The 13,225-nt window shown below is 61.0% G+C and carries 15 protein-coding genes; 6 read left to right on the forward strand and 9 right to left on the reverse strand.

Annotated elements, in window-relative coordinates:
• Positions 1-51: 51 nt before the first annotated feature.
• Entirely contained in the window at positions 52-1,572 is a 1,521-nt protein-coding gene (locus tag AC1RO0_RS01865; protein ID WP_498591278.1) for a DEAD/DEAH box helicase, read from the forward strand.
• A 14-nt stretch (positions 1,573-1,586) separates the two neighbouring features.
• On the forward strand, positions 1,587-2,006 hold the full coding sequence (locus AC1RO0_RS01870; RefSeq protein WP_498591279.1) for an NUDIX domain-containing protein: 420 nt from the start codon (positions 1,587-1,589) through the stop codon (positions 2,004-2,006).
• Positions 2,007-2,011: 5 nt separating this feature from the next.
• Here the strand turns inward: AC1RO0_RS01870 and AC1RO0_RS01875 are convergent, their stop codons facing one another.
• The 7 genes from AC1RO0_RS01875 to AC1RO0_RS01905 all read right to left on the reverse strand — a co-directional run bounded on the left by AC1RO0_RS01875 (position 2,012) and on the right by AC1RO0_RS01905 (position 7,810).
• Positions 2,012-2,332, reverse strand: coding sequence for a TfoX/Sxy family protein (locus tag AC1RO0_RS01875; RefSeq protein ID WP_174051459.1), 321 nt, complete (start codon positions 2,330-2,332; stop codon positions 2,012-2,014).
• A 3-nt stretch (positions 2,333-2,335) separates the two neighbouring features.
• Positions 2,336-3,970 (reverse strand): NTP transferase domain-containing protein, encoded by a 1,635-nt coding sequence (locus AC1RO0_RS01880; protein ID WP_498591281.1) that lies wholly within the window; start codon positions 3,968-3,970, stop codon positions 2,336-2,338.
• Positions 3,967-4,674 carry an XdhC family protein gene (locus AC1RO0_RS01885; RefSeq protein WP_498591282.1) on the reverse strand — a complete coding sequence of 236 codons (708 nt, stop codon included), beginning with the start codon at positions 4,672-4,674 and terminating at the stop codon, positions 3,967-3,969. The genes AC1RO0_RS01880 and AC1RO0_RS01885 overlap by 4 nt, the downstream gene beginning before the upstream one ends.
• Positions 4,674-5,003 (reverse strand): XdhC family protein, encoded by a 330-nt coding sequence (locus tag AC1RO0_RS01890; RefSeq protein ID WP_498591283.1) that lies wholly within the window; start codon positions 5,001-5,003, stop codon positions 4,674-4,676. The genes AC1RO0_RS01885 and AC1RO0_RS01890 overlap by 1 nt, the downstream gene beginning before the upstream one ends.
• A gap of 7 nt (positions 5,004-5,010) precedes the next feature.
• Entirely contained in the window at positions 5,011-6,258 is a 1,248-nt protein-coding gene (locus AC1RO0_RS01895) for a vWA domain-containing protein (protein ID WP_498591284.1), read from the reverse strand.
• Positions 6,259-6,262: 4 nt separating this feature from the next.
• On the reverse strand, positions 6,263-7,192 hold the full coding sequence (locus AC1RO0_RS01900; RefSeq protein ID WP_498591285.1) for an AAA family ATPase: 930 nt from the start codon (positions 7,190-7,192) through the stop codon (positions 6,263-6,265).
• 123 nt (positions 7,193-7,315) lie between these two features.
• Entirely contained in the window at positions 7,316-7,810 is a 495-nt protein-coding gene (locus AC1RO0_RS01905; protein WP_498591286.1) for a flavin reductase, read from the reverse strand.
• Between the two features lie 169 nt (positions 7,811-7,979).
• On the opposite strand from AC1RO0_RS01905, the gene AC1RO0_RS01910 reads away from it, so the two are divergent.
• The 4 genes from AC1RO0_RS01910 (at position 7,980) to purB (ending at position 11,754) form a co-directional block, all read left to right on the forward strand.
• Positions 7,980-9,062 carry a branched-chain amino acid ABC transporter substrate-binding protein gene (locus AC1RO0_RS01910; protein ID WP_498591287.1) on the forward strand — a complete coding sequence of 361 codons (1,083 nt, stop codon included), beginning with the start codon at positions 7,980-7,982 and terminating at the stop codon, positions 9,060-9,062.
• 93 nt (positions 9,063-9,155) lie between these two features.
• Positions 9,156-9,842, forward strand: coding sequence for a ribulose-phosphate 3-epimerase (gene rpe, locus AC1RO0_RS01915; protein WP_498591288.1), 687 nt, complete (start codon positions 9,156-9,158; stop codon positions 9,840-9,842).
• Positions 9,829-10,350, forward strand: coding sequence for a hypothetical protein (locus tag AC1RO0_RS01920; protein WP_498591290.1), 522 nt, complete (start codon positions 9,829-9,831; stop codon positions 10,348-10,350). Before rpe ends, AC1RO0_RS01920 begins: the two co-directional genes overlap by 14 nt.
• A gap of 102 nt (positions 10,351-10,452) precedes the next feature.
• Positions 10,453-11,754 carry an adenylosuccinate lyase gene (gene purB, locus AC1RO0_RS01925; protein ID WP_498591291.1) on the forward strand — a complete coding sequence of 434 codons (1,302 nt, stop codon included), beginning with the start codon at positions 10,453-10,455 and terminating at the stop codon, positions 11,752-11,754.
• 12 nt (positions 11,755-11,766) lie between these two features.
• Here the strand turns inward: purB and AC1RO0_RS01930 are convergent, their stop codons facing one another.
• Together AC1RO0_RS01930 and AC1RO0_RS01935 are read right to left on the reverse strand one after the other, a co-directional pair.
• Positions 11,767-12,237 (reverse strand): low affinity iron permease family protein, encoded by a 471-nt coding sequence (locus tag AC1RO0_RS01930; protein WP_498591292.1) that lies wholly within the window; start codon positions 12,235-12,237, stop codon positions 11,767-11,769.
• A gap of 113 nt (positions 12,238-12,350) precedes the next feature.
• Positions 12,351-13,157: a DUF2189 domain-containing protein gene (locus AC1RO0_RS01935; protein WP_498591293.1), complete on the reverse strand. Its 807-nt coding sequence runs from the start codon at positions 13,155-13,157 to the stop codon at positions 12,351-12,353.
• Between the last annotated feature and the right edge of the window lie 68 nt (positions 13,158-13,225).

Below are 13,225 nucleotides of genomic sequence, written 5' to 3' on the forward strand. Positions count from 1 at the left end.
CGTGTCGACTCATGAGTGTTCGACCGAACCGGAACGGAAATAGTTTTCCCTTTGACAACATTTGCTGACCTTGGCTTGAGCCAAAAAGTCCTATCCGCTGTAACAGACGCGGGCTACACCACGCCGACTCCGATCCAGGCCGGCGCCATTCCCTTTGCGCTGCAGCGCCGCGACATCTGCGGCATCGCCCAGACGGGCACCGGCAAGACCGCCTCCTTCGTACTGCCGATGCTGACCCTGCTTGAAAAGGGCCGCGCCCGCGCTCGCATGCCGCGCACGCTGATCCTCGAACCGACGCGCGAACTCGCTGCGCAGGTTGCCGAGAATTTCGAGAAGTACGGCAAGAATCACCGGCTGAACATCGCCCTGCTGATCGGCGGCGTGTCCTTCGAAGAACAAGACCGGAAGCTGGAGCGCGGCGCCGATGTGCTGATCTGCACACCTGGCCGCCTGCTCGATCATTTCGAGCGTGGCAAGCTGCTGATGAGCGCTGTCGAGATCTTCGTCATCGACGAAGCCGACCGCATGCTCGACATGGGCTTCATTCCGGATATCGAGCGCATCGCCAAGCTCATTCCCTTTACCCGCCAGACCCTGTTCTTCTCGGCCACCATGCCGGCGGAAATCCAGAAGTTGGCCGACCGCTTCCTGCAGAACCCGGAACGTGTCGAAGTCTCGGCGCCGGCCTCAACGGCCAAGACCGTCACACAGCGCTTCGTCGCCTCGCATGGCAAGGATTACGAGAAGCGTGCCGCTCTGCGCGATCTCATCCGCGCCCAGACCGACCTGAAGAACGCCATCATCTTCTGCAATCGCAAGGTAGATGTGGCCGACCTCTTCCGTTCGCTCCAACGCCACGGTTTCTCGGTCGGCGCATTGCATGGCGACATGGACCAGCGCTCGCGCACGACGATGTTGCAGAACTTCCGTGACGGCCAGATCCAGCTTCTCGTGGCTTCCGACGTCGCGGCACGCGGTCTCGACCTTCCGGATGTCGGCCATGTGTTCAATTTCGATGTACCGATCCATTCGGAAGATTATGTCCACCGTATCGGCCGCACCGGCCGTGCCGGCCGCTCCGGCGCCGCTTTCACCCTGGTGACCAAGCGCGACACCAAGCATATCGACGCGATCGAAAAGTTGATCGGCGAAGATGTCCAGTGGCTGAACGGCGACCTTTCGGCACTGCCGCCGGCCGAAGAAGGCGGGGACGACACTCGTTCTTCTCGCCGCCGCGAGCCGAAAGGCAAAGGCCGCGAACGTGATCGCAGCCCCAGAGGCCGGAGTGCCTCGAGTCATAAATCTGATATCGACGTCGAAGATAATGTCGTCGTTGAAGTGATCGAAGCAGCACCAGCAAAGGCCGAGAGCGTGAGAAACGAGCGCAAGTCTGAGAACAACAACAAGTCCCACAACGGTTCTCGTAACAACAATCGTCCCTTCCCCGCTGCCAATGACGACAATCGTGAACGCCGCAACCGTTACCGCGACCACGATGACGGCCCGACTCCGGTCGGTTTCGGCGACGATATCCCCGCTTTCATGCTGATCGTAGCCAACGCCAAGGGCTAACAGGGTCGCGCGGCATGGGGAAACCCGGCATCGATTTCCCAGGATTAGGAACCGGTCTCGCAATTTTGCGGGATCGGAAATTGCTGCTCTATAAGCGCCTCAAGGCGCCGGAAGCCGGATTCTGGAGCATCGTCGGCGGCAAGGTCGACCATATGGAGCCGGCCGCCAAAGCCGCCATCCGTGAGGCCGAGGAGGAAAGCGGCCTCTCCATCGGCCAGATCGATTATCTCTGCGCCATTGAAGTCCTCGTAGAAGCCGACCAGCAGCACTGGATCTCGCTGATCTATGTCACCAAGGATTTTTCCGGCGAAGCAAGTCTGGTTGAGCCGGATAAGCTCTCCGATTTCGGCTGGTTTGGCCGCAACGAGCTGCCGCAACCGCTTTCGGCTTTTGCAGAAGCGACGATCGCTCATCTGAGCGAAGACGATTTTTAGCTGAATTATTTATCCGCCCGCACGGCCGCCTCGTAGGCGAGTCGCACCCAGCGCGCCATGATATCCGGATCGTCGAAAGCATCGTCCGGGATCGACCAGTAGGGCATGTTGACCGGTTTGCCCTTCTTGCCCTCATAGGCCCAGCGCCTGGCGCCTGCCTCCTCAAATTCCGGGGCGCTGATCTCGTCGGCCTTCAGCAGCATCTCGCTATCCAGTTCGATGGCAAGGATGCGGCCCATGTGGTAGATGCCCTTGCCGCCGAACATGCGCTTGATCGTCACCGGACCAAGTGCCTGGAACATCTCTTCGATCTCGATATTGTCCATTCCCTACCCCTTCAAAATACCGCCGGCGGCGAGCACGGCTTCGGGCGTATCGACATCGAGATGGGCGGCATCGCCGATATCCACATCGACGACGGCGAGCCCTGATGTCTCGATGATATGCCGGGCGCCGACATCACCCTCCAGACGCATCACGGCATCGTAGACTGTTCGCGGTAGAATGACCGGATTGCCCCGCTTGCCGCGCGACACCGCCCTAACGATTGCCTGACCGTTCGCCTGGCGGAAAGCCACAATCAACGCTTTCAGGTCGTCGCTCGTGACACCCGGCATGTCGGCCAACATGACCAGCACACCATCCGCCCGTTGCGCCGCCGGCGTGCCGATCCCCGCTACAAGCGAGCTCGCCATGCCGGAGGCATAGTCGGGATTATAGACCCGCTCGACCGCCAGCCCGGCAAGCGCGCCCTCGATTTCCCCGCGACGATGGCCGGTGACCGCAACGACAGAGGCGGCTCCGCTTGAGAGAGCCGTCAGGGCGGAACGTCGAACCAGTGGCGAGCCATCGAACTCGGCCAGCAGCTTGTGCGGCCCGTCCTCGCCCATGCGGCTCGCCCTGCCGGCGGCAAGCAGAACGACGGCGACAGAAATCTGCGCCTCCGGCTTTACGGGGATATCGCGCGGCCGCGGCCGCGATTGTATTTCCATCAGAAGACCTCCGACGCCCATGCCGCTGATTTCCTGCGGCGTCGGCTGCTCGCCGGCGAGAATCCGGTCCAGCACCCAGTCGAAACCATTTTCCTTCGGGCTGCGCGCGCAGCCGGGGGCGCCGACGACATAGACGTCGCCGACCTTGCCCAGCACCAAAAGATTGCCTGGATCGACCGGCATTCCGACCTGGATGACCTCACCACCAACCAGCCGGATCGCTTCCGGAATGACATCGCCTGCGTCGATCACGGCGGATGCACCAAAGACGACAATCAGCTTCGGCGATCGATCCGCTGCCCGTAGCGCGCCACCAATCGCGTCCGCGACCGCAGGTGCACGATGCGCCACACGCTCTTCCCGCACCAGCGTACTGCCGGCGAGCTGCAGCCGTTGCGACAGGATGCGCGCCGTCTTGTCCATAACAGAGGTCTTCAACGACGGCAGTTCGGTGGCGATCAGCGATATCGCGTGGGGCACGAACGGCTTGACCTCGAACGCCGTCATCCGCCGCAGGATATCGACACCGGCTGCAATCTTCGTGCCGGAGACCGCGAGCGGTATGATCTTGAAGGTCGCCACCATGTCACCGCGGCGCACCGGGACGTGATCGGCAAGACAGGCAAGCGTGATCGCCGGGTCGACACTGTTCAGCCGGTCGACGGCAGCGCGGTTTGCGACGAACAGGCCGTCGACCGCGCTATGAGCATTGACGCGCCCGGTAGCTGCCTCGGAGAAGGTCAGATGATCCGGCGCGATTGCCCGCGCCAGCCGCTCCGCGGCCTCGTCCTCCATCAGATCGCCCGGTTCGATCCGCGCGGCAATAACCCGATCGATCCCGGCAGCGGCAAGGCGATCAATATCCGCCGGCTCAAGAACATGCCCTTTGGCAAAGCTGCCATCCGGCAAGCGGACGGAATGCGCCAGAACCGCGTCAACCGCCTCCCTCGTCGGAAAATCACCGAAGATCATTGTTTGTCACCCTTTGGTGACGAGACATTGCGGCCACGCAGCGCTCCGACAATCTCCGCCAAAATCGAAACAGCGATTTCCGCCGGGCTGGACGCGCCGATGGGCAGGCCGATGGGCGCGTGAATTCGGGCGAGATCGCCTTCCGTCAACCCTTCCCGCGTCAGCCGCTCCAGCCTGCCCGCATGCGTCTTGCGGCTGCCGAGCGCGCCAACGTAAAAACAGCCAACCTTCAATGCTTCGGCGATCGGAAAATCATCGATCTTCGGATCATGGGTGACCGCGACCAGCGCCGTATAGGCATCGAGAGGTCGCTCCTTCAGCGCATCCACCGGCCAGTCGGCGACGAGGTCGACGCCTTCGAAACGCTCCGGTGTCGCAAAGGCGGTACGCGGATCGATGATGCGAATATCGAAGCCGGCAAGCACGGCCATCTGTGCCAAGACCTGGCTAATATGCACGGCGCCGATGACGACGATATGCGGCGGCGGCAAATGAACATTGAGAAAGAGGTTACGTCCGTCGACGTCCACCGCCGAGGATTTTCCAGAGCGGAAGGCGGAGGCGACGGCATCGCCGAGCGGTCCATCGACAGCATCCCCCTCGACAATCAGCCGATCGGCACCACCGGACAGATCGGTGACCAGGATCACCGCCTGCCGTGCGCGCCGCAGCGCATTCAGCGTCGTCAGTATCCGACGGTCCATCAATGAAGCCTTTCGACATAGACGCGAATACGGCCGCCGCAGGAGAGGCCAACGCGCCAGGCGGTTTCATCCGCCACACCGAAGTCCAGCATGCGGGCCTTGCCGCTTTCGATCACGTCCAGCGCCTCGGTGATGACAGCGCCCTCCACACAGCCGCCGGAGACCGAGCCATGAAAATTGCCCTCACCGTCGATGACGAGATGGCTGCCGGTCGGGCGTGGTGCAGAGCCCCAGGTGTCGACGACGGTCGCGAGCGCCACGCTGCGGCCGGCGGACACCCATTCCTCCGCGATTACAAGCGGATCCAGGCTTTCGGATATGTTGGTCATGTTTGCCTCACAGCTTGGCAAGAAAACGGCGTGGATCGTAAGCACCGGCGCGACCGGCGCTAAGGGCCGAAACGAGATCAGCCAGAGATAATAGATTGTGAACCGGACGGAATTCGTCAACATGCGGCAGCATGGTTCGCACGCCTCTGGCACGAGGTTCGAAGCCTTCGAAGCGCAATAGCGGATTGAGCCAGATCAGCCGCCGGCACGAACGATGCAGCCGGTCCATCTCGGTTTCAAGAAGCTCGACGCCGTCGCGCTCCAACCCATCGGTGATGAGGAGCACGATAGCGCCCTGCCCGAGCACGCGGCGCGCCCAGAGCCGATTGAACTCCTTCAGCGTCTCGCCAATGCGCGTGCCGCCGGACCAGTCGCGCACGGCAGCGGCGCATTCGTCCAGCGCCTGATCCGGATCCTTGTGACGCATCGCCCGCGTGACATTTGTCAGCCGCGTGCCGAACAGGAAGGTATGCACGCGCCGCCGTCTCTCGGTCAGCACATGCAGGAAATGCAGAAAGATGCGGGTATATTGGCTCATCGAGCCGGAGATGTCCGCGAGAACCGCCAGCGGTGGCTGCATCTCCCTGTGTCTACGATAGCGCGGGAGGATCAGGGAGCCGCCGGTGCGCAACGCTGAGCGCATCGTCGCGCGGGGATCGATCCGGACCGGCGCATGTGCCGAGACAAAACGGCGGGTCCGCACGCGATCGAGCGGCAGCTCCAGTCTGAGTAGCTCCTTCTTCGCAACAGCAATCTCCGCGGCCGACATCTGCGCGAAATCCATGCGGCGGAGCACTTCGCTGCCGGATGTGGTGAAGCGGGCATCGATCTCGATATCCGGCGTCTCGCGCTGTGGCCGGCGGTCGTTACTGTCGCCGAGCAAGGCATCACCGGCGCGGGTTTCGCCCGGTTTCGGCTTTTCCTTCTCGCGATTGTCGAGTGCAATCGGCGACATCATCGCGATCATCTTCTGTACAAGATCGCGTGAGCGCCAGAACAGCCGGAACGCCTCGTTGAAAACAGCGAGATCCTCATGGCGCTTCACGAAGGTGGAACAGAGCGCCGCATGAAACTCGTCACGCGAGCCGATGCCGATCGCCTCCACGGCTTCGATGGCATCGGCAATGGCAGCCGGCCCGATCTTCAGTCCCGCCTTGCGAAGCGCCCGGGCGAAAAACACGATATTGTCGGCAAGGCGCCCGTCACCAGGCGGTGACGGTGGAGCGACGATGCCATCCTGCGCTTGCGGCTCCATTGCCTTATCCCGCCGCAAGCAATTCGGATTTCACCTCGTCCAGCACCCGCTTGCCCTCGCCGCCCTGAATACGGGCAATATCGTCCTGGTATTTCAGCAGGGTGCCGAGCGTATCGGAAATAGTCTCCGGATCGAGCGCCAGCCTGTCGAGTTCGGTCAAAGCCGTCGCCCAATCGATGGTTTCGGCGACGCCGGGGTTTTTGAAGAGGTCGAGAGCGCGCAGCTTCTGAACATAGGCGACGATCTGGCGCGACAGCGCCTCGTTGCAGCCCGGCACCTTGCGGCGGATGATCTCCAGCTCCTGCGCGGCTTCCGGATAATCGACCCAATGATAGAGACAGCGCCGCTTCAGTGCGTCATGCACCTCGCGGGTGCGGTTGGTGGTGATGATGACGATTGGCGGTTCGGCGGCCTTGATGGTGCCGAGTTCCGGCACGGTCACCTGGAAATCGGAAAGCACTTCCAGCAGGAAGGCTTCGAATGCCTCATCGGTGCGGTCAAGCTCATCGATCAGGAAGACCGGCGCGCGGCCGTCGACGCTCGACAAGGCCTGCAGCACGGGCCGGCGGATCAGATAGCGTTCGGAGAAGATGTCCGCCTCGATGCGGTCGCGATCGGTGAGGCCCGATGCTTCGGCAAGTCGGATTTCCAGCATCTGCGCCGGATAGTTCCACTCATAGACGGCGGAGGAAACGTCGAGACCTTCATAGCATTGCAGCCGGATCAGCGGCCGGTCGAGCGCCTTCGACAGCACCTTGGCGATCTCGGTCTTGCCGACGCCGGCCTCGCCTTCGAGAAACAGCGGCCGCTTCATCTTCAGCGCCAGAAACAGCACAGTGCCAAGCGCTCGCCCGGCGAGATAATCGTGAGCACCGAGCAAGGCGATCGTCTCGTCGATCGAGCCGGGTAATGAAGGTGCAGCTTTATCGGACATGGTTTCTCCCATCACTGCGCCGCGCGTCCTATCGGACGCGCAAAGGACGCAGTAACATCTTAAACTGGCGCATAATCCTTTCCTTAAATCGATTCCGATTCAAGGGGTTATGCGCTAGGGAGTTCATAGCGTGTGATAGTCGCGGTTCATATAGATGAGCGCCGGCTTGGTTTCGCTGAACCGCACCGCCATGACCTCGCCGAAAAGGATATTGTGCGTCGATGCTTCCTTGATCTCGATGACGCGGCAGTCGAAGGCCACCAGCGCGTCGGCAAGCACTGGTGCCCCCGTTACCAACGTCTCGAAGGTGCCGCTGGCAAAGCGCTCGTCGTTGCTGAGGCCGGTCTTGCCGGAAAAGGCGTCCGCAAGTCCCTGATGATGGGCGCCAAGCGCATTCAGCGCGAAGACGCCACTCTTGAAGAAGATCTCGTTCTTCACATTGCTATTGTTGAGGCAGATCAGCACCGTGGCCGGATTATCGGAGACCGAGCAGGCAGCCGTGATCGTCACCCCGCGCCGCTCACTGCCAAGCGCCGTGGTCACCAGCTGCACATGGCCCGCATAGCGGCTCATGGCATCGCGATAGAGCGCTGGTCCCATACTCTGCCTGTCTAGCACGATCGTTTCCCTCATTTCCGTCATTTCGCATGTTCCGTTCAATATGGCGGGCGGATCCTAGCTTTTCTACAATAGGATTATTGAAAACCGAGTGATTTTGTTGCTTTTTCTTTGACGACCACTGTCATGTGGATAAAAGGGCAGAAGATTTGCCCGGGATAACCATTCGATGAATGTTCTGCGTCGCACACCGCTTCTGATGATGCTGCTCCTGGCAGCCGGCAGCAGCCATGCCGCGGGCATCAATATCGGCATCGTCGCACCCCAGGGCGGAAACTTCGCAACGCTCGGCGCGGAAATCACCGCCGGCGCCGATTTCGAAGTGCAGGCGCAGCAGAATTCCGCCACCGTCGTCGACGAGCCCTGCACGGAGGATGGCGGCCAGGCCGTCGCCGAGGCGCTAATCAACGCCAAGATACAGGTCGCAATCGGCTTCCTTTGCAGCGAAACCCTGGAAAGCGCGCTGCCACGGCTGAAGGATGCTGGCATTCCCGTCATCACCGTCTCGGCGCGCTCGCACATCCTGATGGAGGATGCGCGGAAGAACGGCTGGCCGCTGTTCCGCCTCGCTCCTGTCGACACGGCCGAGGCCGCAATGGCAGTCGACGCCATTCTGAAAGGCTGGACGGCGGAGCCGATGGCGCTGATCGATGACGGCACGATCCACGGCCGCGAACTGGTGAGCGCGGTTCGCAGCGCGCTGGAGGACAAAGGTTTGAAGCCTGTTTTCACCGATACCTTTCGCCCGGGCCAGGACCAACAGATCGCCCTTGTTCGCCGACTGAAAAAGGCCGGCGCCGCGCGCGTTTTCATCGGAGGCGACCGCAGCGATGTGGCAATCATCGCCCGCGATGCACAAAGCGAGAATGTGCCATTGAAATTGATGGGCGGCGACGCGATGCGTGCCGCCAACCAGCCGGTGCCTTTGGCCGACGGCGTACAGGCCATTGCCTTGCCAGATTATACCAGCCTGCCCGCCGCCCAAGCGACAACGCAGGCCATGCGCGCCAGTAGCATCGAACCGGACGGCTATATCCTACCGGCCGCCGCAGCAGCGCTGATCGCAAATCAAGCGGCCGAAAGTGCCAAGTCGGAAAATAAGCCGATTGCCGACAAGCTCATCGGCACAGCCTTCCAGACCCCGATCGGCCCGATCACCTTCGACCGGAACCACGAATTGACCGACAATCCCTACCGCTTGCTGGAATGGCGCGGCAACGCCTTTGTGCCGCTGGTGTCGCCGTCGAATTAATTGGGCCGGTGCAAGTCTAGCGGACTATGTTGTCCGCCAGCCGAACCAGTGCTAAGCCAAGCGCGAAAAAATCAGACGGAGTTCAGCTACCCCATGACCCTGCCGATCCGCATTGCCCCTTCCATTCTCGCGGCCGATTTCGCCAAGCTTGGGCAGGAAGTCAAAGACGTGACCGAAGCCGGGGCGGACTGGATCCATCTCGATGTCATGGACGGGCATTTCGTGCCGAACATTTCTTTCGGAGCCGATGTCATCAAGTCGCTGCGCTCCTATACGACAGCCACATTCGATTGCCACCTGATGATCTCGCCGGCCGATCCCTATCTCGAAGCCTTCGCCAAGGCAGGCTGCGACCGGATTACGGTGCATGCCGAAGCGGGCGTTCATCTGCATCGCTCGCTCCAGACCATCCGCAATCTCGGCAAGAAGGTCGGTGTCACGCTTAATCCGGCAACGCCGCTGTCGATCCTGGAAAACGTCCTCGACGATATCGACCTGATCCTGATCATGTCGGTCAATCCCGGTTTCGGCGGCCAGAAATTCATTCCGGCCATGGCTGACAAGATCCGCAACGCCAAGTCACTCATCGGTGACCGCCCGATCGAGCTTGAGGTTGATGGCGGCGTCACCGTCGAGACCGCTCCGATGATCACAGCCGCCGGCGCCAATGTACTCGTCGCCGGCTCGGCGATCTTCAAGGGTGGTTCCGTCGAGGCCTACAAGCAAACGGTTTCCGACCTTAGGGCTGCGGCAGAACGGGGCCGCGTTGGATCAAATTAATCCGGCCAGCACTGTCGTTGCCACTGAGCGGCTCAAGGCAGCCGTCCCTTCCTATCGACGACTGCTGATTGGGGCGCCCTGCTGGGGCGCTGCAATGGCAAGCTCCGCGCTGGCGGCGCTTTATCTGCGCAATGGCCTTCTGACGAGCCACCTGACCGCGCTAATCACCGTCTATTTCCTCGGCGGCATGTTTGCCTGGCCCTTCATGGTGGCGCTGGCGCGGCTGCTTGCTCGCGGTCGGACTCTCGAAGCGCGTTTCGCGGCATTCTTCCTGACGCTATCGCTCGGCACCGTCGCCATGACCGCCTTCCTCTTCGCCATGGACTACCGCTGGTTCTATGCCCGCTGGCACGCACCTTTCGGCACGCTCGTCTGGGCATTTCAGTTCGCCTTTACCAGCGCCAGCGCCGTCTATCAGTTTGCCGTGCTGGGTCTTGGCCTGTTTTTGCCGTTCGGTCTCCTCTGTCTGGCGGCCGCGAGCCTCTATCTCGCCCGGCATATGCGTTGAGCCGAACGAAAGATTGCGCCAAGAAACATTGAGATTACCGCCCGTCTTTGTTATGGGGGCGCCAAGCATTCGTTTCCCGCACCCCAAGAAAGTTGTGAGCCCATGATCCCGCGCTACTCCCGACCGGAAATGGTCGCCATCTGGTCGCCCGAAACCAAGTTCCGTATCTGGTTCGAGATCGAGGCCCATGCTTGCGACGCTCTGGCCCAACTCGGCGTCATTCCGAAGTCCGCTGCCGAAACCATCTGGGAAAAGGGCGGCAAGGCAACCTTCGATGTCGACCGCATCGATGAGATCGAAGCCGTCACCAAGCATGACGTCATCGCCTTCCTGACGCATCTCGCCGAAATCGTCGGTCCCGATGCCCGCTTCGTGCACCAGGGCATGACCTCCTCCGACGTGCTCGACACCTGCTTCAACATCCAGCTCGTGCGCGCCACCGACATCATGCTTGCCGATATCGACAAGCTGCTGGAAGCGCTGAAGCGCCGCGCCTTCGAGCATAAGGATACCGTCACCATCGGCCGCTCGCACGGCATCCATGCCGAGCCGATCACCTTCGGCGTCAAAATGGCGCTTGCCTATGCCGAATTCGAGCGCTGCAAGCAGCGCCTGATCGCCGCGCGCGAAGAGGTCGCCACCTGTGCCATTTCCGGCGCCGTTGGCACCTTCGCCAATATCGATCCGCGCGTCGAAGAACATGTCGCCGCAGCCCTCGGCCTCAAGCCGGAGCCGGTCTCGACGCAGGTCATTCCCCGCGATCGCCACGCCATGTATTTCGCGACGCTCGGCGTCGTCGCCTCGTCGATCGAACGCCTGTCCGTCGAAATCCGCCATCTGCAGCGCACCGAAGTGCTGGAAGCCGAGGAATATTTCTCCCCCGGCCAGAAGGGCTCGTCGGCCATGCCGCACAAGCGGAACCCGGTGCTCACCGAAAACCTGACCGGCCTTGCCCGCATGGTCCGCTCCTATGCCCTTCCGGCAATGGAGAACGTCGCTCTGTGGCATGAGCGCGATATCTCGCACTCCTCCGTCGAGCGCATGATCGGCCCGGATGCGACCGTTACCCTCGATTTCGCACTGTCGCGGCTCACCACCGTCATCGACAAGCTTCTGGTCTACCCGGAAAATATGATGAACAATTTGAACAAATTCCGTGGACTTGTTCATTCTCAGCGCGTGCTGCTGGCACTGACCCAGGCCGGTGTTTCCCGCGAGGATTCCTATCGTCTCGTGCAGCGCAACGCCATGAAGGTTTGGGAACAGGGCAAGGATTTCCTTGAAGAGCTGCTTGCCGACCAGGAAGTGCGCGCCGCGCTCTCGGAAGAGGACATCCGCGAAAAGTTCGACCTCGGCTATCACACCAAGCACGTCGACACGATCTTCAAGCGCGTCTTCGGCTAAGCTCGGACAAGCCTATTGATCCGATTTTGAAGAGGCGGCGCTGACGATGCGCCGCCTTTTCTGTTTCAGGCGCGTCTTCCCGCCAACTTCGTCCTTGCGCTGCCCGCCGGCCGGTCTGTCTCCGTCAAGCTTGGCAGCCTTTTCCACCAGCCGGTCCAAATGCTTCAGATCCTCCTCGTCGAGGTTCTCGATCCCGACGAAACGATTTTCGGCGGCACTGGTCAAAATGAGTTCATTGAGCTTGGCTTGAATAGCGCGCGTGTCGCGCGTCTGGGCGTTCTGCAGCAGGAAGACCATTAGGAAGGTGATGATGGTCGTGCCTGTATTGATGACGAGTTGCCAGGTCTCAGAGAAATCGAAGATCGGTCCTGTCAGACCCCAGACGACGACCGACAGCAGCGCCAAGATGAAAATAACCGGTTTCCCCGCCCATTCCGAAACCGTGGCGGCGAAATGCGCGAAAATATGCTTGAGGCTTGCCATGGTGCACCGAGTCCTCGGCCACGCTCTGCGTATCTCCCGAATTCGGGAGATACATGGGAGGTGACGCGGATCAACGCCGCAGGATCACTGTGGTTCCACAAGACCCAGTTAGCTTAATGCGTTTCAGCCGGTACGACGAGCTTGCGATAGAGATGCCAGGTCGCATGACCGAGGATCGGCATGACGACAGCAAGGCCCGCAAAGATCGGAATGGTGCCGATCACCAAAAGTGCGGCCACAATCAGGCCCCAGATCGCGACCGGCACCGGATTAAGCAGCGTCGCCCGCAAACTGGCATCGACCGCCGCCACGGCGCCGACATCGCGGTCAAGCAGCAGCGGGAATGTGACGATGGTGGTCGCCAATACGACAAGGGCAAAGATGAATCCGGTGAGATTACCCCAAAACATCATCGCCATGCCCTGCGGCGTCGACAGCACATTGGACAGGAACGACGATAGCGTCACCGGCACCGAGTCACCGAAAAAGGCCATGTAGATATTCTGCGCCACGACCAGCCAGACGATGAAGAAGGCGAACAGCATGAGACCGACCACAATGATCGACGGCAAGGCCGGCGAAAAGCGCACGTCGAAAGCATGCCGCCAGGAGGTATCCATTCCTCTTTCCCGTCGCATGCTGATCTCGTAGAGCCCGATTGCCGCCAGCGGTCCGACCAGAGCGAAGCCGGACATCAACGGAAAGAGCAATGGCAACAGGTTGGCACCGGAACTCCATAGCGTCAGCGCGATGCCCGCGATCGGATACATCAGACACAGAAAGACATAGTGCGATGGTTTTTCCCTGAAGTCGTCCAGCCCCATTTTCAGGGCGTCGACGAGGTCGGCAATGCCGATCTTGCGGATGGCCGGGCGCGTAAAGGTATGGTCTGCACCAGCCATGACGTGAAATGCCGCCATAATATTCCTCCTCCTCATCAGCCTATGTGTTCAGCTGGCGGCACGAAAATATCGGGGCAAAAGAGGCG

The sequence above is a fragment of the Rhizobium sp. GW821-FHT14E12 genome, assembly GCF_058803745.1.